The sequence below is a fragment of the Dyella sp. SG609 genome, assembly GCF_012275375.1.
Taxonomy (GTDB): domain Bacteria; phylum Pseudomonadota; class Gammaproteobacteria; order Xanthomonadales; family Rhodanobacteraceae; genus Dyella_D; species Dyella_D marensis.
The window spans coordinates 417935-439673 of the sequence record NZ_JAAZQJ010000003.1 but is presented as its reverse complement, the minus strand read 5'-3'; the positions used below and the strand labels follow the sequence as shown (position 1 = coordinate 439673).

At 68.3% G+C, this 21739-nt stretch carries 21 protein-coding genes; 7 read left to right on the top strand and 14 right to left on the bottom strand.

Going from position 1 to position 21739, the window contains the following annotated elements; genetic code table 11:
- Positions 1-62: 62 nt before the first annotated feature.
- The 14 genes from FHW85_RS08145 to flgB form a co-directional block, all read right to left on the bottom strand.
- Complete coding sequence (locus tag FHW85_RS08145) at positions 63-1199, bottom strand: flagellin (protein ID WP_167256696.1); 1137 nt, start codon at positions 1197-1199, stop codon at positions 63-65.
- A complete protein-coding gene (locus FHW85_RS08140; protein WP_168647920.1) occupies positions 1190-1417 on the bottom strand; it encodes a hypothetical protein in 228 nt (75 codons plus the stop codon). The genes FHW85_RS08145 and FHW85_RS08140 overlap by 10 nt, the downstream gene beginning before the upstream one ends.
- Before the next feature lie 61 nt (positions 1418-1478).
- Positions 1479-2621, bottom strand: coding sequence for a flagellin (locus FHW85_RS08135; RefSeq protein WP_168647919.1), 1143 nt, complete (start codon positions 2619-2621; stop codon positions 1479-1481).
- A 247-nt stretch (positions 2622-2868) separates the two neighbouring features.
- Positions 2869-4059 (bottom strand): flagellar hook-associated protein FlgL, encoded by a 1191-nt coding sequence (flgL, locus tag FHW85_RS08130; RefSeq protein WP_168647918.1) that lies wholly within the window; start codon positions 4057-4059, stop codon positions 2869-2871.
- Positions 4060-4070: 11 nt separating this feature from the next.
- The gene (flgK, locus tag FHW85_RS08125; protein WP_168647917.1) at positions 4071-5948 is read right to left on the bottom strand and encodes a flagellar hook-associated protein FlgK; all 1878 of its coding nucleotides are present in this window, start codon (positions 5946-5948) and stop codon (positions 4071-4073) included.
- Positions 5949-5996: 48 nt separating this feature from the next.
- Positions 5997-6974 carry a flagellar assembly peptidoglycan hydrolase FlgJ gene (flgJ, locus tag FHW85_RS08120; protein WP_168647916.1) on the bottom strand — a complete coding sequence of 326 codons (978 nt, stop codon included), beginning with the start codon at positions 6972-6974 and terminating at the stop codon, positions 5997-5999.
- A gap of 1 nt (position 6975) precedes the next feature.
- Positions 6976-8079 carry a flagellar basal body P-ring protein FlgI gene (locus tag FHW85_RS08115; RefSeq protein WP_168647915.1) on the bottom strand — a complete coding sequence of 368 codons (1104 nt, stop codon included), beginning with the start codon at positions 8077-8079 and terminating at the stop codon, positions 6976-6978.
- A 206-nt stretch (positions 8080-8285) separates the two neighbouring features.
- A complete protein-coding gene (gene flgH, locus FHW85_RS08110) occupies positions 8286-8972 on the bottom strand; it encodes a flagellar basal body L-ring protein FlgH (RefSeq protein ID WP_167256689.1) in 687 nt (228 codons plus the stop codon).
- Positions 8973-8981: 9 nt separating this feature from the next.
- Positions 8982-9767 carry a flagellar basal-body rod protein FlgG gene (gene flgG / locus FHW85_RS08105; protein WP_167256688.1) on the bottom strand — a complete coding sequence of 262 codons (786 nt, stop codon included), beginning with the start codon at positions 9765-9767 and terminating at the stop codon, positions 8982-8984.
- Positions 9768-9810: 43 nt separating this feature from the next.
- Entirely contained in the window at positions 9811-10551 is a 741-nt protein-coding gene (gene flgF / locus FHW85_RS08100; RefSeq protein ID WP_168647914.1) for a flagellar basal-body rod protein FlgF, read from the bottom strand.
- A gap of 113 nt (positions 10552-10664) precedes the next feature.
- Positions 10665-11885 (bottom strand): flagellar hook protein FlgE, encoded by a 1221-nt coding sequence (flgE, locus tag FHW85_RS08095; RefSeq protein ID WP_167256686.1) that lies wholly within the window; start codon positions 11883-11885, stop codon positions 10665-10667.
- A gap of 64 nt (positions 11886-11949) precedes the next feature.
- The gene (locus FHW85_RS08090; protein ID WP_167256685.1) at positions 11950-12603 is read right to left on the bottom strand and encodes a flagellar hook capping FlgD N-terminal domain-containing protein; all 654 of its coding nucleotides are present in this window, start codon (positions 12601-12603) and stop codon (positions 11950-11952) included.
- Between the two features lie 13 nt (positions 12604-12616).
- Positions 12617-13036, bottom strand: coding sequence for a flagellar basal body rod protein FlgC (gene flgC, locus FHW85_RS08085; protein ID WP_168647913.1), 420 nt, complete (start codon positions 13034-13036; stop codon positions 12617-12619).
- Positions 13036-13434, bottom strand: a complete 399-nt coding sequence (flgB, locus tag FHW85_RS08080; RefSeq protein WP_167256683.1) for a flagellar basal body rod protein FlgB — start codon at positions 13432-13434, stop codon at positions 13036-13038. Before flgB ends, flgC begins: the two co-directional genes overlap by 1 nt.
- Positions 13435-13672: 238 nt before the next feature.
- Here flgB and FHW85_RS08075 point away from each other — a divergent pair, with 238 nt between their 5' ends.
- From FHW85_RS08075 to FHW85_RS08045, 7 genes are all read left to right on the top strand, one after another.
- Entirely contained in the window at positions 13673-15418 is a 1746-nt protein-coding gene (locus tag FHW85_RS08075; protein WP_168647912.1) for a ShlB/FhaC/HecB family hemolysin secretion/activation protein, read from the top strand.
- A gap of 102 nt (positions 15419-15520) precedes the next feature.
- On the top strand, positions 15521-17275 hold the full coding sequence (locus tag FHW85_RS08070) for a filamentous hemagglutinin N-terminal domain-containing protein (RefSeq protein WP_168647911.1): 1755 nt from the start codon (positions 15521-15523) through the stop codon (positions 17273-17275).
- Between the two features lie 209 nt (positions 17276-17484).
- Positions 17485-18795, top strand: coding sequence for a methyl-accepting chemotaxis protein (locus FHW85_RS08065; protein WP_168647910.1), 1311 nt, complete (start codon positions 17485-17487; stop codon positions 18793-18795).
- On the top strand, positions 18792-19478 hold the full coding sequence (gene flgA / locus FHW85_RS08060) for a flagellar basal body P-ring formation chaperone FlgA (protein ID WP_167256679.1): 687 nt from the start codon (positions 18792-18794) through the stop codon (positions 19476-19478). The genes FHW85_RS08065 and flgA overlap by 4 nt, the downstream gene beginning before the upstream one ends.
- Before the next feature lie 85 nt (positions 19479-19563).
- Positions 19564-19872: a flagellar biosynthesis anti-sigma factor FlgM gene (gene flgM / locus FHW85_RS08055; RefSeq protein ID WP_167256678.1), complete on the top strand. Its 309-nt coding sequence runs from the start codon at positions 19564-19566 to the stop codon at positions 19870-19872.
- Positions 19869-20312 carry a flagellar protein FlgN gene (locus FHW85_RS08050; protein ID WP_168647909.1) on the top strand — a complete coding sequence of 148 codons (444 nt, stop codon included), beginning with the start codon at positions 19869-19871 and terminating at the stop codon, positions 20310-20312. Before flgM ends, FHW85_RS08050 begins: the two co-directional genes overlap by 4 nt.
- Before the next feature lie 94 nt (positions 20313-20406).
- Positions 20407-21672, top strand: coding sequence for an HDOD domain-containing protein (locus tag FHW85_RS08045; RefSeq protein WP_243868122.1), 1266 nt, complete (start codon positions 20407-20409; stop codon positions 21670-21672).
- The last annotated feature ends 67 nt before the right edge of the window (positions 21673-21739 follow it).

Here is a 21739-nt window from a genome sequence, read left to right as displayed (position 1 = left end):
GTCGGAAGGATTTCCTTATGAAAAGGGACGGCCGCGTTTTATGCGCGGCCGTCCACCGGGAGTTACTGCAGGAGCTTCAGCACGCTCTGCTGGCTGGAGTTGGCCTGGGCCAGCACCGACACGCCGGCCTGCTGCAGGATGTTCGCGCTGGACATGTTCGCGGTCTCCGCGGCGAAGTCGGCGTCCTGGATCTGGCTGCGCGACGAGTCGAGGTTCTGCGAAATGGTCTGCAGGTTGGAGATGGTGGACTGGAAACGGTTCTGCACGGCGCCCAGGTCCGAACGCAGGTTGCTCACCGACTGCAGGGCGGCGTCGACGCGGCGGATGGCGTCGTTGGCGCCGGACACCGTGCTGATCGAAGCGTCGGACAGGTGCTTGCTGTCCAGCGCGTGCGTGGCCTTGTCGGCGGCGGCGAAGCCCAGGGCGGTGGCGCCGGAAGCGTCGACGTCGGCGCCGAAGGCGGCGACCGAGATCTTGCCGGTGGCGTCGGCCGAAGCCTGCGCGTCCACGCCGGCGTCCTTGAAGCCCGCATTCAGCGCGTCGGTGGCGTCCTGCGCGGTGTTGAACACCGTGCCGCTCTTGAGCGTGACGCTGGTGGTGCCGATCTTCACCGTCTGGTCGGCGGCAAGGGTCAGCGGATAGGTCGGGGCCGTGCCGCTGGCGGTCACCGCGGCGGTGTCGACCTGGCCGACCTGGTTGGTCTTCATGCCGACGCTGAAGTTGACGCTGATGGTCTCGCCGACGTTGGCGCCGACCTGGAACGCCACCGTGCCGGCGCTGCCGTCCAGCACCTTGGTGCCGTTGAAGTTGGTCTGCTGCGCGATACGGGTCACTTCGGCCAGACGCTGCTGCACTTCCTTGTCGAGCGCGGCGCGGTCGGTGGTCGAGTTGGAGCCGGTGGCCGACTGCACGGCCAGCTCGCGGATGCGCTGCAGGTTGTTGGTCACTTCGTCCAGCGCCGACTCGGTGGTCTGCGCCATCGAGATACCGTCGTTGGCGTTGCGCACGGCCTGGTTCAGGCCATTGATCTGGGTGGTGAAGCGGGTGGAGATGGCCAGGCCCGCCGCATCGTCCTTGGCGCTGTTGATGCGCATACCCGAGGACAGGCGCTCGATGGCGGTGCTCAGCTTGCTCTGCGTCTTGGCCAGGTTGTTCTGGGCATTCAGCGAGCTGATGTTGGTGGTAACGCTCATGACCATGGGAATTCACTCCGTTGGGGTCGAAGCCGGAAAGAGGCCGGCGGTTGGTTCAGCGGGAATTCCTGCTGGAACGTCCGCCTCAGGTACTGTTTCGACCGGTTCCCATGGAACTTGAGCAGGCTGGCGATTTGGGCTAGGAACGGCCACGCCCGGCCACGCGCCGCCCCGGCGGCGAGGCCGCACAGAATGGTGGTGGTGGTAGAGAGCGTGATCGTCATGGCCGTGTGGTTTCCTTGAGTGGTGGATGGCCGCGCCCCATGCGCGGCCATCGCTGATCGCTTACTGCAGCAGTTTCAGCACGCTCTGCTGGCTGGTATTGGCCTGCGCCAGCACCGACACGCCGGCCTGCTGCAGGATGTTTGCGCTGGACATGTTCGCGGTCTCCGCCGCGAAGTCCGCGTCCTTGATCTGGCTGCGCGACGAATCGAGGTTCTGCGAAATCGTCTGCAGGTTGGTGATGGTGGAATGGAAGCGGTTCTGCACCGCGCCCAGGTTCGAGCGCAGGTCGCTCACCGATTGCAGGGCGGCGTCGACGCGGCGGATCGCGTCGTTCGCCCCATCGGTGGTGGCGATCGAGATGTCCGACAGGTGCTTGCTGTCCTTGCCGACCACCACTTTGTCGGCCGCCGCAAAACCGAGTTCGGTGGCTGCCGAAGTGTCGATGACGGCGTCCAGCTTGCTCGTGGCGATGGTGAACTTGCCCTTGATGTCGACCGAGACCTGCGCATCCACGCCCGCGCTTTCGAAGCCGGCCTTCAGCGCGGCGACGATCTCGTTGCCGAACTTGAACACGGTGCCTTTCTTGAGCGTGACGTTCGCGCCGTCGAACTTCACCGTCTGATCCGCAGAGAGCGTCAACGGGAATTTCGGCTCCGTGCCGCTCGCCGTCACGGAAGCCGTTTCGATCTGGCCGATCTGACTGGCTTTCATGCCGACGCCGAAATTGACGCTGATGGTCTCGCCCACATTGGCGCCGACCTGGAACGCCACCGTACCGGCGCTGCCATCCAGCACCTTGGTGCCGTTGAAATTGGTCTGCTGCGCGATACGGGTCACTTCGGCCAGGCGCTGCTGCACTTCCTTGTCCAGCGCGGCGCGATCGGTGGACGAATTGGACCCGGACGCCGACTGCACCGCCAGCAGGCGCATGCGCTGCAGGTTGTTGGTCACTTCGTCCAGCGCCGACTCGGTGGTCTGCGCCATCGAGATGCCGTCGTTGGCATTGCGCACGGCCTGGTTCAGGCCATTGATCTGGGTGGTGAAGCGGGTGGAGATGGCCAGGCCCGCCGCATCGTCCTTGGCGCTGTTGATGCGCATGCCGGATGAAAGGCGCTCGATGGCGGTGCTCAGCTTGCTCTGCGTCCTGGCCAGGTTGTTCTGGGCATTCAGCGAGCTGATGTTGGTGGTGACGCTCAGGCTCATGGTGCTTGCACTCCAATGGATTCGGAACCGTCGAGGACGGCGGTTCGGATTCCCATGGGAATGCCAGCAGGAACGCCGCCGCCTCAAGGAGGGCGTCGGCGGCAGCGGCATGGAGCTGCAGCGGATCGAGGGCAAAGCGCCACGCACGGATACCAGCGGCGGACGATCGGATACGGCGGCGCGGCGCACGGCGCCGCCAACCTTCGTTTCCGCTCGTGCGCGTTCGCTGCTCATCCCTGCGTCCGCATCACTTCAGATAATCGAACAGCGTGGATGACTGCACCTTGGTGTAGGTCATCTGCGCGGCCTGCAGCGCGGTGTTCTGCAGATTGAGCTTGCTGATGGCGTCGTAGTAGTCCAGGTCCTGCACGTCGCTCAGCGCCCCCTGGTACTGCAGCGACAGGTCGCCGTTGAGCGACTGCTGCTGGTCCAGCGCATTCATGCGTCCGCCGATGGCGGCGCGCGTCTGGGTGACGGTGTCGATGGCCTGGTCGAGGTTGGAGAACTGCGCATTGAGCGCGTTCTTCATCGCCGGCCCGCCGCCGGTGGTCTTCAGCGCGCCGATGATGTTGTCCAGCGTGCTGAAGATGTCCTGCTTGCCCGAAGGCCCCACGCTGAAATTGTCGCCCGCCGCCGGCGTGCCGCTGATGCCCACCTGCACGCCGCGGAAGGCCACCACCGCGTTGCCGTCGTCGGCATAGGTGCCGCTGCCGATCACGTTGTTGGAGGCGTCGCGCACCTCATAGGCCGTGGCCGAGGTGAAGGCGATGGTGTAGTTGCCGTTGTCCCACTGCGTGCGGTCGGCCACGCTGATGGTGCCGGCCACCGCGGTGCCGGTATTGGCGGCGCCGGAAGACACCTGAAAAGTGCCGTTGCCGGTGGGGATATTCATGAACACCGCCGAGCCGGGGTCGCCGGTGGCGACCTGCATGCCGGGGCCGGCGGCGACCATGCGCTGGCCTTCGTCGCCGTTGTAGACCACCGCGCCGCCCTGGGCCGAGAACGGCTGCCCGCCGGTGCGGTTGCCGGCGAACAGATAGTCGCCGTTGCCGTCCTTGCCGTTGGCCAGGCCCATCAGCTGGGTGCGGATCTGGCTCAGCTCCGCGGCGATGTCGGCGCGGGTCTGGTCGGTCTGCGTGCCGTTGATGCCTTGCAGGACCAGGGTGCGCACGCGGGTCAGCGCGTCCGAAGTGGTCGACAGCGCCTGGTCTTCCAGGCCCAGGCGCGCATTGGCCGAGGTGATGTTGCGCTGGTACTGCGCCACGTCCGCGTCCATATGGCCCAGTTCCAGCGCGCGCGCCGCGCCCACCGGATCGTCCGAAGGCTGGTTGATGCGCTTGCCGCTGCTGATGCGGTTCTGCAGGTCGGACAGGCTGGCCTGCCCGTCGAGCATGCTGCTGACCGACTGCTGGGCCATCCAGCTGGTGGAGACTCTCATCGGATGCTCCTTCAGTTGCGCACGGCGCTGAGCAGCGCGTCGAAGATCTGGCTGGCGGTGGAGATCACCTGCGCCGAGGCCTGGTAGGCCTGCTGGTAGCGCACCAGGCTGGCGGCTTCCTCGTCGATGTTCACGCCGGACACGCCCTGCTGCGATTGCAGCGCCTGCTGGTACACCGCGTTCTGCGTGGTCAGCGCGTCCTTGGCCAGGGAACCGGCGCTGCCCACCTGGCTGGTCAGCTGCCCGTAGGCGCGGCCCACGCTGGTGGCGCCGTTGTCGAGCACGCCCAGGTTCGCCACCTTGCCCAGTGCCAGCGCGTTGCCGTTGTCGCCGCGCGCATTGCTATTGGCCTTGAGGGTGAACGTGTCGTTCGCCGCGGGCGTGCCGTTGAGGGTGAGGCTCCAGCCGTTGGCGTTGATCGGCTGGCCGGGCGTATACGTCTGCGCCGCGCCGCCATTGATGGTGTAGCTGGTCGGCGAGGTGAACACGATATTCGCCGTGCCGAGCAGGCCCGCATTGGACGGATCGGTGACCGCGATGCCGCCGATGCTGCCGCTGCCCGTGTTGGCCGCGCCGGCCGAGCCGGCCAGCGGCGCCGCGGCGGCGATCTTGTTCGGGTCGGTGATGGCCGCGCCGAAACCCGCCGCGGCCGCGGCGGTGGGGCGCACCTGGAAGCTGTCGCCGGCGCTCGGAGCGCCGCCCACCACCAGGCTCAGGCCATCGGCCTTGAACGGATCGGCGGCGGTGCCGGTGCCGGTCATCGCCACCGCGTTGCCCGCCGTGTCGCGCAGGCTCCAGGCGCTGCCGTCGTAGCGCAGCACGTAGTCCTTGGTGGTCAGCGCGCCGACGTCGGAGATACTGGCGCCCACCGTGCCCGTGCCCTGGTTGGCCGAGCTGATCTGCACCTGCGGCGCGCCGACGTTGAAGAAGGCGCCGCCCATAGTGCCGTTGAGGTCCATGCCCTGCGCATGCTGGGCATTGAAGGCGCTGGCCATCGCCACCGCGGCGCGGCCGAGCTGGTTCTGCGCGGGGTCCAGCACCTGGCTGCGGAAATCCAGCAGCGCGCCGAGCGAGCCGCCGCCGACCTGGCCGGTGATCACGCTGCCGCTGTCCTTGCCGACGATCTCCAGCCGTGTCGGATCGTATTGATTCGGCGCGGTGGCCAGCGCGTAGGCATTGGAGCCGTTGACCAGCGCCTGGCCGTTGCCGACGAACAGGCTCACCGTGTGGTCGTCCTGCTGCACCACGCTGACGCCCACTTCGCCGGAGACTTTCTTGATCAGCGCATCGCGCTGGTCCAGCAGGTCCGACGGCTCGCCCTTGCCGCCGGCATAGGCGGTGCGGATCTGTTCGTTGAGCTTGGCGATGGAAGCGCTGTCGCTGTTGATCGAGTCGACCGTGTCGCTGATCTGGCGCTGCACCTGGGTGTTCAACTGGTTGAACTGGCCGGACAACGCCTGGAAGGTGCTGCCCAGCGCATTGGCGCGGGCCAGCAGCACGCCGCGCGCGGCCGAGTCGGCCGGCGCGTTGGAGACGTCGCCCAGCGCGCCGTAGAACGCGTCCAGCGAGGTCTGCAGGTTGGTGCTGCCGGACAGCTGGTTGTTGATCTGCCCGGTCAGGCTCTGGTACGTGGCCGCGCGGCTCTGGTCCGACGAGGCGGTCCACAGCGCGGTATTGAGGTACTGGCTGTAGGCGCGCTGCACCGCCACCGTATTGACGCCGGTGCCGACGTAGAAATTGCCCAGCTGCTGCGCCTGCCGCGCATTGAACTGCACGGTCTGGCGGCTGTAGCCGTCGGTGTTGACGTTGGCCACGTTGTGGCTGACGGTGCTGAGGCCGATCTGCGAGGCCAGCAGGCCCGAGACGCCGGTGGAGAGCAGGTCAGCCATGGTGGGCGGTCCTTGTAGCGGTACGTGTCATAGGGAATGGGGAGCACGTCATGGCGACTGTGACGGCAAACCGTCGCCCGACTTGAGCGCGGCCAGCGCATCCAGCCCCTTGCGCATTTCCGGGCTGTTGGCGATCGCCTCGAGCTTGGCCGCGTAGGCCGGGTCGGTGGCATAGCCGCCGTGCGCCAGCGCCCTGGCGAAACCCTTGATGTCCTCGCCCTTGCCGATGGCATTGGCGTAGCGCGGGTTGTTGGCCAGCACCTCGGCGTAGTCGGAGAACGAATCGCCCGGGTTGCCGTAGGCGCGGAACTGGTCGCGCTTGCGCACCGCCACGCCGCCTTCGTATTCCAGCGTGGGCACGCTGACCTTGTCGCCGTCCCAGCTGCGCCCGGCCTTCATGCCGAACAGGTTGTTGCTGCTGCTGCCGTCGTGGTGCGCGGGCAGATGCTTGCCCCAGCCGGTTTCCAGCGCCGCCTGGGCCAGCAGCGCGCGCACCGACACGCCGAGCTTCTTCGCCGCGGCTTCCGCATGCGGCGCCAGCGCCTGCACGAAGTTCACCGCATCGCCGGTGCCCGGCATCCACTCGGCCACCTTGCCGGCGACCTTGCCGGCGCCGTGCGCGAGCTGGTCCAGCGTGCTTTGCCAGCTCGACGCGGCATCGGCGGAGGCATCGGCGCTGCCGCTGTCCTTGCCGCCATCTTTGCCGCCGAGCTGGCGCATCAGCATCTGCGCAATGCCCAGGCCATGGCCGCCGTTGGACAGGCTCAATGACAACTGATGATCGAACAGATCGCGGTAGGCATTGCCCTGCTCGCTGTCGCCGATGCCGCCGCCGGGGCTGGCCTCGCGCATCGACTTCAGCATCATCTGGGTAAAGATCGCTTCGAACTGTTTGGCGACCTGCGGCAGCGCCGACTTGCCGTCGCCGGCCGCCTGCGCGCGCAGCTGCTGGAAGCCCGAGAGCTCCGTCCAGGTATTGAGCGCGCCCTTGGCCGCGCCGATGATGCCGCCGTCGCCGACGGCCATCTCAGATCACCACCAGTTCGGCGCGCAGCGCGCCGGCCTGCTTGAGCGCCTGCAGGATCGAGATCAGGTCGGTCGGCGATGCGCCCACCTGGTTCACCGCGCGCACGATCGTGTCCAGGCTGGCGCCGGGACCGAACTTGAACATGTGCCCGCCGTCCTCGCTGACCTGCACGCTGCTGCTGGGCACCACCACGGTCTGGCCGCCGCGGCTGAACGGCGCCGGCTGGCTGACCTGCGGCTGCTCGCTGATGGTGACCTGGATGGAACCATGCGCCACCGCGGCGGCGCTGACCTTGACGTCCGAACCGATCACCACGGTGCCGGTGCGCGAATTGACCACCACGCGCGCCGGCGCGTCGCCGGGCTGCACCTCCAGCGCCTGGATCATGCCCAGCCATGACACGCGCTGCGCCGGATCGGCCGGCCCGCGCACCGCCACCGAGCCGCCGTCCACCGCCTGGGCGGTGCCGGCGCCATAGGCGCGATTCACCGCTTCGGCAACGCGCGCGGCGGTGGTGAAGTCCGGCGTATTGAGATTGAGCACCAGGTCGCCGCCCTGCCCGAACGAGGACGCCACGCTGCGCTCCACCGTCGCGCCGTTCGGCACGCGGCCGCTGGCCGAGATATTCACCTGCACGCTGGAACCGCTCTTGCCCTGCGCGCTGATGCCGCCGACCACCACGCTGCCCTGCGCCATCGCATACACATTGCCGTCGGCGCCGCGCAGCGGCGTCATCAGCAGCTCGCCGCCGCGGATGCTCTTGGCATTGCCGATCGAAGCCACCGTCACGTCGATCGCCTGCCCCGGCTTGGCGAACGGCGGCAACTGCGCCGTCACCGTCACCGCCGCCGCATTCTTCAGCTGCGGCCGCACATTCGCCGGCACCGTGATGCCGAACTGCTGCAGCATGTTCTCCAGGCTCTGCGTGGTGAACGGCGCCTGGGTGGTCTGGTCGCCGCTGCCATCGAGGCCGACGACCAGGCCGTAGCCGATCAGCTGATTGCTGCGCACGCCGGCCACTTGGGCGAGGTCGCGGATCTTGTCGGCGTGCGCGGAAGCGACGCACAGCAGCAGTACAAGGAAAAGAATGACGCGTGAGCGCATACGACCCAACCAAGGCCTAGAGACCAGCCCCCTCTCCCCTCCGGGGAGAGGGTTGGGGTGAGGGGCCGGGCGGAGCGAAGCGTCGAAGGCTTGCTCAAGCCCCTTACGCGAACGCCTGGCACCGATCAATGCAGTCGCGAGCACCCGCCCCTCACCCCGGCCCTCTCCCCGGAGGGGAGAGGGGGAAAAGCGCGCTGTCGTATTCATCAGAACGGCATCCACTTGGAGCTGAAGAATCGCGACAGCCAGCCCTGCGTATTCGCATCCGCCAGCGTGCCGCGTCCCGTATAGCCAATCCGCGCATCCGCCACCCGCGTCGACGGCACGCTGTTGTCCTGCCCGATATCCTGCGGCCGCACGATGCCGGAGATACGCACCAGCTCCTGCCCCTGGTTGATCGTCAACCACTTCTCACCGCGCACCAGCAGATTGCCATTGGACAGCCGCTGCGCCACGGTCACCGTGATCGAGCCCGTAAGCTGATTGCTCTGGCTGCTGTTGCCGCTGCCGTCGAAGCTGCGGTCGCCGTCGGTGCCGAAGCTGACGTCCTTGCCGCCGATGCTGACCGGGCGGCCCAGGAAGGTGGGCGCAGCGAGGTTGCTCTTGTCCTTCTTGCTGGTGCTGGTCGAGGCCTTCTTGCTGGCCTGCGTGCTCTCCACCAGCGAGATGGTGAGGATGTCGCCCACGCGGTGCGCGCGCGGGTCGTTGAACAGCTCCATGTTCTGCGCTTCGTGATAGATCGAGCCATCCGCGGCCGGCGGCGCCACCGGTTCCTGCGGCGGCGTGGCGGCCCAGGCGGCATCGTCGCCGCGCGGCGCGGGCATGGCGCAGCCGGCGAGCTGGGCCAGGGCGATGAGCGCGCCGCACAGGCGCAGGCGACGGAAATTCGACATGGCCTTGGCTCAGGTCTTGTTGGTGAGGAACTGCAGCATCGAATCCGCGGCGGAGATCGCCTTGGAATTCATCTCGTAGGTGCGCTGCGTTTCGATCATGTCCACCATCTGCTCGACCACGTTGACGTTCGAGCTTTCCAGCGAACCTTGCGTGACCGTGCCCAGGCCGTTGAGGCCGGGCTGGCCGATCTGCGGCGCGCCGCTGGAGGCGGTTTCCAGGTAAAGGTTGTCGCCGCTCGGCTGCAGGCCGGCGGGATTGATGAAGTCGGCCAGCTGCACCGTGCCGATGGTCTGCGGCGCGGCCTGGCCCGGCAGGGTGGCGCTGACCGTGCCGTCGGTGCCGATGGTCACGCTCTGCGCGTTCTGCGGAACCACGATGGCAGGATCGAGCTGGTAGCCCGACGCGGTGACCAGCTGGCCGTTCTGGTCCAGGTGCAGCGAGCCGTCGCGCGTGTACGCCACGGTGCCGTCGGGCTGGGTCACCTGCAGGAAGCCGCGGCCCTGGATGGCCAGGTCCAGCGCGTTGCCGGTCTGCTGCGGATTGCCCTGGGTGAACAGCTTCTCGCTGCCGACCACGCGCACGCCGGTGCCCAGCATCAGGCCGGACGGCGACTGCGTCTGCTCGGTGGTCTGGCCGCCGGGCTGGCGCACGTTCTGGTACATCAGGTCCTGGAACGAGGCGCGCGAGCTCTTGAAGCCGGTGGTATTGGCATTGGCCAGGTTGTTGGAGATCACGTCCATGCGCGTCTGCTGCGCATCGAGACCGGTCTTGGCGACCCACAGGGAAGAAAACATTGCTTCGCTCTCCGCGCGGCGCGTGCCGCTTGCAGGAAAAAAATCAGCCCACTTGCAGCAGGCGCGTGGCCGACTGCGCGTTGTCGTCGGCGGTGCGGATCGAACGCACCTGCAGTTCGTACTGGCGCGACAGCTGGATCATCTGCACCAGCGTCTGCGACGGATTCACATTGCTCGATTCCAGTGCGCCGGCCTTCACCGTCACCGCCGGATCGGCCTGCACGGTGCCGCCGTTGGCCAGGTGCATCAGGCCGTCGTCGCCCTGCTGCAATTGATCGGCCGCGGGATTGACCAGCTTCAGCTTGCCGATCACCGAGGACGTATCCGGCCCCTGCCCCTTCGGCACCACCGAGATGGTGCCGTCGGCGCCGATGCTGACCTGGGTGGCGTCCGGCACGGTGATCGGGCCGCCGTCGCCCAGCACCGGATTGCCGCGCGCGTCGGTGAGCAGGCCGTCGGCGGTGAGCTGCAGCTGGCCGGCGCGCGTATAGCCTTCGCCGCCGTCGGCGCCCTGCACCGCCATCCAGCCGTCGCCCTGCACCGCCACGTCGAGCGGGCGGCCGGTATCCATCTGCGCGCCGGCATGCATGTCCAGGCCGATGCCCTGCGCCACGCCGTTGATGCGCGAGTTCATGCCCTGGCCCTGCACGGGCAGCGGCTTGAACGCCGACATCTGCGCCTTGAAACCAACCGTGTCGGCATTGGCCAGGTTGTGCGCCACCTCGGTCTGCGCACGCATCATCTGCGTGGCGCCGGTCATGGCTACATAGACGGAACGGTCCATGGTGGTTCTCGCGATTCGATGCGTGGGCTTTGCGTGTCGTTGCGGCTGACGCCGCAACGACACGGCACTTTTCACTGGACCCCGGCCTTCGCCGGGGTGACGCGCTATGCGCGTCAGTTGCGGATGTTGATGATGGTCTGGGTCAGCTTGTCGTCGGTGGAGATCACCTGCGCATTCGCCTGGTAGTTGCGCTGCGCCTTGATCATGTTCACCAGCTGCGCGGTGAGGTCGGCGGTGTTGGACGCTTCCAGCGCGCCGGACTGCACGTTGCCGAAGTTGCCGCTGCCGGCCGCGCCCATCACCGGCGTGCCGGAGTCGTACGAGGCGGCCCAGTTGGTGTTGTCCATCTGGCGCAGGCCCTGCGGGTTGGCGAAGTTCGCCAGCGCCAGCTGGCCGAGCGACTGCGACTGGCCGTTGGAGAACTTGGCCTGCACCACGCCGTCGCTGGACACGTCGATGCTCGACAGCGTGCCGGTGGGATAACCGTCCTGGCTGATCGAGGTCACCGCATAGTTGTTGCCGAACTGGGTGGCCTTGGTCACGTCCAGGGTGATCGCCATCGGGTCGGAGCCCGGGCTGGCGCTGATCGCCGGGAAGGTCAGCTTGCCGCCGGCCGGCGTGGCCAGCGCGCCGGTGCTGGTGAAGCTCAGCTGCTGGGTGGCGCCGGTGTCCTTGCCGTCGATGAACAGGTGCGCATCCCAGGTGTTGGCGGTGGCGTTGCGCACGAAGTACACGGTGCCGTTATGCGTGGCGCCGAGCGAATCGTAGGCGGTGAACGGCGTGGCCTGGTTGTAGCTGGTGGCGTCCTTCGGGTCGAAGGCATTGGCCGGCGGCGTGGCATCCGACGGCAGGTTCAGCGCCAGCTGCACGCTGCCGGTGGCCTTGGCCGCGTTCTGCGAGGTGATCAGGCGCAGGTCGGTCATGGTGCTGGTGTCGAAGCCGCCGGCATTGTTGGCCGGGAACACCTGCAGGTTCTGCCCGGCGCTGTTCACCACATAGCCGTTGGCGTCCTGGCGGAACGCGCCGGCGCGCGTGTAAGAGAGGCCCTTGCCGTCCTTCAGGGTAAAAAAGCCGTCGCCACTGATGGCGAAATCCAGCGCGTTGTTGGTGTTCTCCACGTTGCCCGCGGTGAACTGCTGCGCCACGTTGGTCAGGCGCACGCCGCTGCCGACCTGGGTGGCGCTCAGGTTCTTGCCGGCCACGCTGTAAAGCTCGGCGAATTCCGCGCGCGAACCCTTGAAGCCGGTGGTGGAGGTGTTGGCGATATTGTTGGCGGTGACTTCGAGATCCGACGAGGCCGCCTTCAAGCCGCTCAGTGCGATGTTGAATGCCATGCTGTGCTCCCCTGTGGAGACTGTGTGTGCGGGGCCGCCCGGCCCCCCGATATGTCAATCGATGTCAATCGATGCGCGCGACCTGGCCCAGCAGCACGCCGCCGAAACCGGCGACCTGCAGATACGCCCCCTGCTCGCCGGCCATGCCGACGCTGTCGACCTTGCCGCTCACGTAGGCCTGCACCGCGGTGGTGCCCACCTGCGCCTTGATGCCGTAGGTGCCGTTCGGCAGCGGCTGGCCGTTCTCGTCCTTGCCGTCCCAATGGAAATCCGCCAGGCCCACGTCGGGCTTGCCCAGGTCGATGGTGCGCACCACGTTGCCGGCGGCATCGACGATCTGCACCGAGGCGGTCTGGCCCGCATCGCCGACATTGATCGCACCGTCGACGCCCGCCGTGCCTTCGAGCTTGGCGGCGTTGGACGGCACCGTGACGGTACGCCCCACCAGGTCGCTGGCCTGCAGCAGCTGGTTGCCCTGCAGCGCGGTGCTCAGCGTGTCGAACGAGGTCTGCAGCGACTGCGTGGCCGACACCTGCGCGATCTGCGCCAGCTGGCTGACCATCTGCGAGGAATCCATCGGCTGGGTCGGGTCCTGGTTGCGCATCTGCTGGGTGAGCAGGCTGAGGAAATCGGCCTGGCTCAAGGTGCTGCCATTGCTCTTCTTGACCGCCTGCGAGGCGGAAGAGCCGGTGGTGGTATTGATCGCGATATCGGCCATGTCGGGGTTCCGCTTACTTGCCCAGGTCCAGCGTCTTCTGCATGAGCTGACGCGTGCTGTTCATCACCTCGACGTTGTTCTGGTACGAACGCGAGGCGGAAATCATGTTGACCAGCTCGTCCACCGGATTGACGTTGCTGGCGTAGACGTAGCCGTCGCCGTCGGCGAGCGGATTGCCCGGCTCGTAGCGGCTTTCCACCGCGGCCTGGCTTTCGGTGACGCCGAGCACCTGCACGCCCCGCGCGCCTTCCTGCTCCTTCGCGGCGAGATTGCGCTGCACGGTGGCGAACAACGGTTCCTTGGCGCGGTATGCCGCTTCCGGCGAACCGGCGACGCTGTCGGCGTTGGCGATATTGCTGGCCACGGTATTGAGCCGCAGCGACTGCGCGGCCATGCCGGAGCCGGCCACGTCGAAGATCTTGAACAGGGACATCAGCTCTGCCCTCCGGTGATGGCCGTGCGCAGCATGTGGATCTGCGCGGTGATGAAGGACAGGCTGGCCTGGTAGTGCACGCTGTTGGCGGCGAAGTTCGCCTGCTCCACCTGCGTGTCGACGGTGTTGCCGTCCATCGTGGGCTGCAGCGGCACGCGATAAGCGAGCTGCTCATTCGCCTGGCTGGCCGGATCGATGTGTCCGGATTCCGTCGCGGCCAGCGGCAGCTTGCCGTCGCCGCCCGCGCTCATCAGCGCCTGGCGGAAATCCACGTCGCGTGCCTTGTAGTCCGGCGTGTCCGCGTTCGCCAGGTTCCCCGCCAGCACTTCCGCACGCTTCTGCCACAGGCCGAGCGCCTGCGTATGGATGCCGAACAGCTTGTCGTTGATCTGGCTCATGGCCTTGAGACTCCAGGCGGAAACTCCGCGGAGGGACTTGAGCAAGACGCGTGCCATAGGCTCGCGAAGCCTTATGGGGCCTGGGTTTGCGGGGGATCGGCGCGAACTTCGATGGAGCGCCCGTCGGAATTCCGACACCGCCTTGGGAGCATTCCGACTATTGGAAAAATCCTGCCGAACGGCCGCGAGCAATTCCGCACACTGCGCCGCTCATTGATTTCATTCAGGATCGAACGGCGTGTCGGCATCACGAACCACCCATCACCCAGTCCCCCCCGCGGATGGCCGTCATCGCCTGCTGTCGCGCTATTCCCCCCTCGCGCTGGCCCTGGCCTGCGGCCTCGCGCATACCGGCACGGCGCTCGCGCAGACCGCGCAACCGGCGCAGGACGGCCAGGAAACCGAGCGCCGCCTGCGCCGCGAACTGGAACGCACGCAGGACGAAGTCGAACAGAACAGCCGTGCGCTCAACGGCAGCAAGGCACGCAAGCACGCCCCCTTCGCGCCGCCGCAGGAAGCAGGCTGCGTCGCTGTGACCGACGTGGGCTGGAGCGGCATCCTGCCGTTCCCGTGGCTGCCGGGCGCCGTCGCACCGCGCGGCATGTGCCTGGGTCCGGAAGGCCTCAAAGCCCTGCAGCGCTATCTCACCGGCCAGCTGATCGAGCGCGGCTACGTGACCAGCACGGTGCAGATTCCGGAGCAGGGCCTGGCCGAAGGCCGGCTCGATATCCGCGTGATTCCCGGCCGCGTCGGCAAGCTGCTCGACAAGGCCACCGGCCAGCCGCTGCAGGCACGCAATTCCTTCCCGATGCGCGAAGGCGATGTGCTCAACCTGCGCGACCTCGACCAGGCGCTGGAGAACCTGCGCCGCACACCCGGCCAGGCCGGCGCGACGCTTACGCTGACGCCCGGCGACGAGCTCGGCACCAGCGACATCACCGTCGACCGCAACCGCAGCAAGGATCGCTGGCATGCCGTGCTCACCGCCGACAATGGCGGCCAGGACGCCACCGGCCAGAACCAGCTCGGCCTGATCGGAATTGTGGACGCGCCGCTGGACCGCGACGATCTGTTGCTGCTGACCTACAGCAACAACATGAATATCCGCAACGACGAGCAGAAATCGCGCGGCCTCGGCCTCAGCTGGTCGATGCCGGTCGGCTATTGGAACGTTTCGCTCGGCGCCAATACTTCGTATTCGAAGCAGACGCTCGACGCCCAGGAGTACGGCAAGTTCCCCTACACCAGCAAGACCAATTCGATGCAGCTGGGCGTGGATCGGGTGGTGAACCGCAACTCCAACAGCCGCGGCACGGTCAAGCTGCAGCTCAGCCGCCGGACCGATTCCAGCAGCGTCGCCGGCGAACAGGTAGCGGTGCAGCGGCGCGACATCACCGGCTACGGCATCGGCTACGAATACCTGCGCTTCATCGGCCAGACTTCGCTGCAAGCCAACCTCGGCCTGCGCGGCAGCCTGCCGGGCCTGTCCGCGCGCCCCGGCTATGTGGTCGGCCGCACCAGCTGGAACGGCAGCTATCGCCTGGGCACGGCCAGCCTCGACGTGAATGCGCCGTTCGCCATCGGCGGCGAACGCTTCACCTACGAAGGCAACCTCTCCGGCCAGCATGCCTTCACCCCGCTGCCGGGGACCGAATACCTGTCGATCAACAGCCGCTATTCGGTGCGCGGCTTCGATGGCCGCTATGTGTTCACCGGCGAGAACGGCTGGGTTTCGCACAACAACGTGGTGTGGAACAGCGGCGCCAAGCTGGGGAATCCCTATCTCGGCGTCGATGCCGCGCGACTCAGCGGACCTTCACTCGCCGCACAGGGCACCCAGCGCTTCAGCAGCGTGAGCCTGGGCCTGCGCGGACAGGTCGCGCGCTTCGGCTACGACGTGTCGGTGGGACGCGTGCTAAGCAAACCGAAGGCAGTGCCCGACGGCGGCTTCAACGTGTCGCTGCGCATGACCGCGCGCTTCTGAGCGCCGGATCTGTTCGTCGCCGGCCGCAGTGGCCGGCGCGGTATTCCGGTGCGCCAGGGAAAGGTTGCCGGTACAGGGGCTCTTCAAACACAAGGCATTGCAATGTCCAAATCAAGCAAGAAGAAACCGGGTCGCCCCGAGCTGTACGCGGCGATCGCGCTGGTGCTGCCGATGGGTGGCGCAATGGCGACGGTGCCGGCCGGCACCCAGGCCCCGGTGGTCGATATCGCCGCGCCGAACAGCGCGGGCGTATCGCATAACCAGTTCGCCCAGTTCGATGTCGGCACGCAGGGCAAGGTGCTCAACAACAGCCAGAATGGCGCGCACACCGAGCTGGCCGGCACTATCGCCGGCAACGCGAATCTGACCAATGGCGCCGCCTCGGTGATCATCGCCGAGGTCACCGGCAGTGCCGCATCGCAGCTCAACGGTGCACTGGAAATCGGCGGCCAGAAGGCTGCCCTGATCGTCGCCAATCCCAATGGCATCAATGCCAACGGCGCCAGCTTCATCAACGCTTCGCGCGTCACGCTCACCACCGGCACGCCGCAGCTCAACGCTCAGGGCCAAGTGGCTTCGATCGATGTGGCCAAGGGCGTCATCAACGTCGCCGGCACGGGCATCGATGCCCGTGGCGTCGAGATGGCGGACCTGATGGCGCGCAGCATCGCGCTGAATGCCCAATTGCAGGCCAAGCAGCTGCGCGTGGTCACCGGCCACAACCGCGTGAGTTATGGCAGCAATGGCAACTCGATCGTCACCACTGATATCGCTGGCACGGGAACGGCTCCGACCGTGGCCCTGGACGTGGGCTCGATGGGCAGCATGTACGCCAATGCGATTCGCATGCAGGGCACGGAAACCGGTGTAGGCGTGAATATCGCCGGCAAGGTCAAAGCCATCGACTCGGTCAACCTGACCAGCGGCGGCAACATGCATGTCCTGGAGGGCGGCAAAGTGATGTCGGATCACGACATTCATCTGGCCGTGGCTACCTCGCTGACCAACGACGGCATCATCGCCGCCAAGCGCGATATCCATGCCGAGGGTCAGAGCTTCCTGTCCACCGGCAACGCCTGGTTCGCGGCGGGGCGCAATGTCAACAGGCGGTTCAGTTCGTCCTCCGACGAGGGCAATAACGGTGTGCGGCCGGACGATGTGCCGGGTCGCAACTCGTGGGTGGAGCCGCCCGCCGAACAGCCGCCGGTTCAGCAGCCGCCCGCCGAACAACCGCCGGTTCAGCAGCCGCCCGTCGAACAGCCGCCGGTTCAGCAGCCGCCCGCCGAACAGCCGCCGGTTCAGCAGCCGCCCGTCGAACAGCCGCCGGTTCAGCAGCCGCCCGCCGAGCAGCCGCCGGTTCAGCAGCCGCCCGCCGAACAGCCGCCGGTTCAGCAGCCGCCCGCCGAACAGCCGCCGGTACAACAGCCGCCCGCCGAACAGCCGCCGGTTCAGCAGCCGCCCGTCGAACAGCCGCCGGTACAGCAGCCGCCCGCCGAGCAGCCGCCGGTACAGCAGCCGCCGGTACAGCAGCCGCCCGCCGAACAGCCGCCGGTACAGCAGCCGCCCGCCAACAAGCCGCCGATTCAGCAGCCGCCAGTCGAACAGCCGCCGGCCCACAAGCCGGTGGCTCAGCAGCCCACGATCGAACAGATCATCCTGGGCCAGCTGCTGGACATGCTCTACGGCCGTCCGTCGTACGGGTACGCGCCGTGGGCCTTCCCGGCCATCGGCTTCGCGCCGTGGAGCCAGCCGTCCTACGGCTATTCGCCGTGGATGCCGCAGGTCTTCCGTCCGCGCCCGGTGTTCTCGCCGTGGCGCCCGATGGCCTATGGCTATGGCCGCCCGCACTGGCGTTAAAGCGCTGAGCAACGGCAACTGATCCGGATAGCGCGGATCGGCGCCGGAACGACGAAGAACGGCCGGAGTGCAGACTCCGGCCGTTTTTTTACGCGCGGGACATCCTGCAAGCTGCGCTTCGACCCGTGGCACACCCCTTGCTTCCTCAAGTTCCGCCATCTCCGGACGATCTCTACGCAGACGCGTAGACCCTAAGGAACACCTTATCCATGAGCCTTATCCCGGCCAAAGCCATCGCCGACCTTGCCCAGGCCGCCGCCAGCGGCGACACCTCGAAGGCCGAGCAGCTCGCGCGCCGCCACCCGCGCCTGGCCGAGGCGCTGGCCCCGCTGCTGGCGCGCCTCGCGCCGCGCGAACCGGCCGCCATCGCGCTGCAGGCGGTGGAACAGCAAAGCCTGGTGATGGGCACCGCGCAGACCGTGCTGCGCGCGCAGGAATCCCTGCACCAGGCCACCGGCGAGGCGCGCGACAGCGTCGGCCGCTTGACGGAGCAAGGCGCCGGGATCTCGACATCCCTGCAGCAGGCCGCCGGCGAGCTGGCGCAGGCCACCGCGCACAACCGCCAGGGCGCCGAGACCGTCACCGAACTCGATGGCCAGCTGCGCCTGCTGCGCAGCGCGCTGTCGGCAATGAACCGCAACCAGAGCAAGCTGGCCGAGCAGGTCGCGCAGATCCGCAAGCTCACCTCCACCGTGCAGGAGGTCGCGCATCAGACCAACCTGGTCGCGCTCAACGCCGCCATCGAGGCGGCGCGCGCGGGCGAGGCCGGCCGCGGCTTCGCCATCGTCGCCGACGAAGTGAAGCAGCTGGCGGAAAAGACCACCCAGGCCACTGACCAGATCGAAGCGGTGACCGCGTCCATCGGCGCGTTCTCGCAGCAGCTCGACGGCGACGTGCGCCAGGGCGTGCAGCGCCTGGAGCGCGCGCAGGACCGCGCCGGGCATACCGCCGGCACCCTGGAGCGCGAGGGCGAGGCGCTGCGCGCCATCGCCGCGCGCGTGCAGGGCTCGCAGCAGGGCTGCGATGCGCAGAACGCGCGCATCGCCGCGGCCCAGGCCACGCTGGGCGCGCTGCAGCGGCGCAGCATGGAGGCGATCCGCCAGGCCGAGTCGCTGGACCGCGCCGCCGTGCTGTCGCACCGGCTGTGCCTGGGCTGGCTGGACCACGCCGACACCGCGTCGGTGGCCAGCCTGAGCCTGAGCCTGCGCGAGTCCATCCAGGGCCTGCGCCAGGCGATGGAGCTGGCCCTGCACGAACCGGCCGCGCTGGACCGGCGCTGGTTCGACACCGCCACCTTCGACCGCGCCCTGGCCCGCCTGGGCGCGCAGCGCGCCGAACATCCGGCCGCCGCCACCCTGCTCGAAGCCGGACAGCGCCTGTCCGGCCACGCCGGCAACTTCGTGCGCCTGCTCGGCGAGGGCCAGACCGCCCAGGCCGCGCAGTTGTCCGACCAGGTCGAGCGCGAGCGCGAATCCATCCATCAGCAGCTCAGCCAGCTGCTGGCGCAAGCCGAGGCATGAAGCACCGCGCGCCGCCCTTGCTGCTGCTCCTGCCGCTGCTGGCGGCGGGCCCGGCGCATGCCGCCGCGGACGAACCGCGGCGGGTGGCCGAGCAATGGCTGCGCCAGCATTTCGAGCAGCCGGGCAACCGCGTGGTGGCCGCGGCGGAGCCGGCGGATACGCGCCTGCAGCCGCCGTCCTGCGCCCAGCCCTGGCAGGCCGCCCTGCCCGATGGCGCGCGCGCCGCGCCGCGCATGAGCGTGGAAGTGCGCTGTCCGAGCACCGGCTGGCGCATGCAGGTGCCGGTGAAGCTGCAGCTGTTCCGCACGGTGCTGGTGGCGAACAAGCCGCTGCAGCGCGGCGACGGCGTCACCGCCGCCGACGTGCGCGGCGAGGAGCGCGACGTCACCCGCCTGGGCTACGGCTATATCGACGGCCTGGACCAGGTCGCCGGCCGTCTGCTGTCGCGCCCGCTGGGCGCCGGCGCGGTGCTGGCGCCGGCCGCGTTCGGCGGCCGCCAGACCGTGCGCGCGGGCGACCGCGTGCAGCTGATCGCCCGCCTGGACGGCATCGAGGTGCGCGCCTCCGGGGTGGCCCTGGGCGGCGGCGACACCGGCGCCCGCCTGCGTGTGCGCAACGACAGCTCCGGCCGCACCGTGGACGCCATGGTGCGCGACCCCGGGGTGGTGGAAGCCCTGCCATGACCCCGCCTTCCGACCCCGCTAAAGTTCACCCGCCCGCCGCCGATAACCGGTTTGAAGGGTCGACAAGCCCTCAAGGACACGTCTCATGAACACCACCATCACCTCCAATGGATTGCCGGTACTCCCCCAGGCCAAGGGCAACCAGAATGCCCAGGCCCAGGCCAGCCCGCCGGCGACCGAGGCCGCTCCCGCGGCCAAGGCGGACGACAGCGTGAAGCTCACCGAGTCGGCACGCGCGCTCACCGCCGCGCAGGGAGACAAGGCCCCGGCCATCGACACCAAGCGCGTGGAGCAGATTCGCGCGGCGATCGCCGACGGCAGCTACCGCGTCGACGCCGGCAAGATCGCCGACGGCCTGATCTCCATGGAAGGCCAGCTCAGCGGCAAGCCATGAGCGCCGGCCTGCACCACGAGATGAGCGACGCCTTCGACGCCGTGCTCGGCGAGATGCGCCAGAGCGCATCCCGGCTGACCGCAGCGCTGGCCGCCGAACGCGATGCGCTGGAGCGCGCCGACGCCGACGCGCTGCATCTCGCCGGGCAGGACAAACAGGCCCAACTGGACCGCCTGGAACAACTGGATGCCGAGCGCCAGCAGCTGGCGCGCGCCATCGCCGCCGCCACGCCCGCGCAAAGCGCGGCCTGGAACGGCGTGATGGCCGCGCTCGCCGACTGCCAGCGCGCCAACCGGAACAACGGCCAGATCGTCGGACAGCGCCTGCGCCAGGTGCGCCAGGCCCTGGCGGTGCTGACCGGCGGCGCCGAGTCGGGGGTGTACGGCCCCGGCGGCACCTTGCGCATCGATCACCGCTCGCTCTCGCTGGCGGAAGCCTGACCTTGAAACGCCCCACCTGAAGGACCTGCCGCACGCGGCGGGCGAACCCACACGGCCCTGCCCCGGCGCAGGACCATCGCTGGCCGACCTCTCCATGACCGATACCGCTGTAGAAGCCGCCCAAGCCCACGCCGCCGCCCTGGCCGGCACCGCCGCCAGCTCGCCGCTGCCGGTAGTGCGCATCCCGATGCTCGACCGCGACCGCCAGCTGATGGCGTACGAGCTGCTGCTGCAGGAAGACGGCGAGGACGAGGCCGCGCTCGGCCACCGCCTGCTCTCCACCATCATCGACGGCTCGGTCACCCAGTGGGCCCGCGGCAACCGCGTGTTTGTGCGCCTGCCGCGCGAGCTGGTGCTGGAACAGGCCGACCAGGTGCTGCGCCACCCGCGCATCGGCCTGGTCGTTTCGCCGCAGGCCATCCACGACGTGCTGCTGCTGGAGCGCCTGCGCCAGCTGTCGGCGCGCGGCTGCGCGCTGCTGCTGGACCTGGACGGCGAAGCCGGCGACCTGGACGAACTGCGCGTGCTGCTGGATCTGTCGCGCTACGTGCGGCTGGATGCCAGCCGGCTCGAAGAAGCCACCTTGCGCGAGCGCTGCGAAGCGCTGCACGCGCGCGGCCTGCACGTGGTGGCCGGCCACGTGAACGACCACGACACCTGCAACCGCTGCATGGCGCTGCCGTTCGCCGGCATCCAGGGGCCGTATCTGCTGCGTCCCGAAAAAGTGGACATGCCGGTGCTCACCGCCAACCGCCTGAGCGTGCTGCGCCTGCTGCGCGCGCTGGACGAGGACGGCAACGGCCCGGTGGAGCTGGGCCAGATCATCCGCAACGACGTGATCCTCAGCTACAAGCTGCTGGGCTGCGTGAACTCCGCTTATTTCGCGCTGCCGCGCCAGCTGAAGTCGGTGGAGCAGGCGGCGATCTTTTTCGGCCTGACCCGCATGCGCAACTGGATCAGCACCATGGCGTTGAGCGGCATGGACGACCGTCCGCCGGAACTGCTGCGCGCCGCGCTGATCCGCGCCCACATGTGCGAGCAGCTGGCGCAGAACCTGTCGCGCGAGCAGCGCGAGATGGCCTTCACCACCGGCCTGTTCTCGCTGCTGGAAAGCCTGATGTGCGCGCCGATGGAACTGCTGCTGCAGCATCTGCCGCTGGCCCCGGACATCCGCGCCGCCCTGCTGGAACAGCAGGGGCCGTTCGCGCCGCTGCTGGAACAGGTGCAGCGCTGGGAAGCCGGCGAGCTGCGCGGCGGCGAAGCCTCGCCGCAGCATATCCGGCGCATGGCGGCGGCGTATCTGGAAGCGATCCGCTGGGCGGACCATGTGCATTCGTTTGCGGAGCAGAAGCCGCATTGAACAGCGTAGGTTGGGGTGAGCGCAGCGAACCCCAACGTCTCCGCTACGCATGCGCCCCTGTTGGGGT

Coding starts and splice junctions, on each gene's coding strand:
- FHW85_RS08145 (WP_167256696.1), bottom strand. CDS start 1,199: ATGGTCATGAGCGTTACCACCAACATCAGCTCGCTGAATGCCCAGAAC.
- FHW85_RS08140 (WP_168647920.1), bottom strand. CDS start 1,417: ATGACGATCACGCTCTCTACCACCACCACCATTCTGTGCGGCCTCGCC.
- FHW85_RS08135 (WP_168647919.1), bottom strand. CDS start 2,621: ATGAGCCTGAGCGTCACCACCAACATCAGCTCGCTGAATGCCCAGAAC.
- flgL (WP_168647918.1), bottom strand. CDS start 4,059: ATGAGAGTCTCCACCAGCTGGATGGCCCAGCAGTCGGTCAGCAGCATG.
- flgK (WP_168647917.1), bottom strand. CDS start 5,948: ATGGCTGACCTGCTCTCCACCGGCGTCTCGGGCCTGCTGGCCTCGCAG.
- flgJ (WP_168647916.1), bottom strand. CDS start 6,974: ATGGCCGTCGGCGACGGCGGCATCATCGGCGCGGCCAAGGGCGCGCTC.
- FHW85_RS08115 (WP_168647915.1), bottom strand. CDS start 8,079: ATGCGCTCACGCGTCATTCTTTTCCTTGTACTGCTGCTGTGCGTCGCT.
- flgH (WP_167256689.1), bottom strand. CDS start 8,972: ATGTCGAATTTCCGTCGCCTGCGCCTGTGCGGCGCGCTCATCGCCCTG.
- flgG (WP_167256688.1), bottom strand. CDS start 9,767: ATGTTTTCTTCCCTGTGGGTCGCCAAGACCGGTCTCGATGCGCAGCAG.
- flgF (WP_168647914.1), bottom strand. CDS start 10,551: ATGGACCGTTCCGTCTATGTAGCCATGACCGGCGCCACGCAGATGATG.
- flgE (WP_167256686.1), bottom strand. CDS start 11,885: ATGGCATTCAACATCGCACTGAGCGGCTTGAAGGCGGCCTCGTCGGAT.
- FHW85_RS08090 (WP_167256685.1), bottom strand. CDS start 12,603: ATGGCCGATATCGCGATCAATACCACCACCGGCTCTTCCGCCTCGCAG.
- flgC (WP_168647913.1), bottom strand. CDS start 13,036: ATGTCCCTGTTCAAGATCTTCGACGTGGCCGGCTCCGGCATGGCCGCG.
- flgB (WP_167256683.1), bottom strand. CDS start 13,434: ATGAGCCAGATCAACGACAAGCTGTTCGGCATCCATACGCAGGCGCTC.
- FHW85_RS08070 (WP_168647911.1), top strand. CDS start 15,521: ATGTCCAAATCAAGCAAGAAGAAACCGGGTCGCCCCGAGCTGTACGCG.
- FHW85_RS08065 (WP_168647910.1), top strand. CDS start 17,485: ATGAGCCTTATCCCGGCCAAAGCCATCGCCGACCTTGCCCAGGCCGCC.
- flgA (WP_167256679.1), top strand. CDS start 18,792: ATGAAGCACCGCGCGCCGCCCTTGCTGCTGCTCCTGCCGCTGCTGGCG.
- flgM (WP_167256678.1), top strand. CDS start 19,564: ATGAACACCACCATCACCTCCAATGGATTGCCGGTACTCCCCCAGGCC.
- FHW85_RS08050 (WP_168647909.1), top strand. CDS start 19,869: ATGAGCGCCGGCCTGCACCACGAGATGAGCGACGCCTTCGACGCCGTG.
- FHW85_RS08045 (WP_243868122.1), top strand. CDS start 20,407: ATGACCGATACCGCTGTAGAAGCCGCCCAAGCCCACGCCGCCGCCCTG.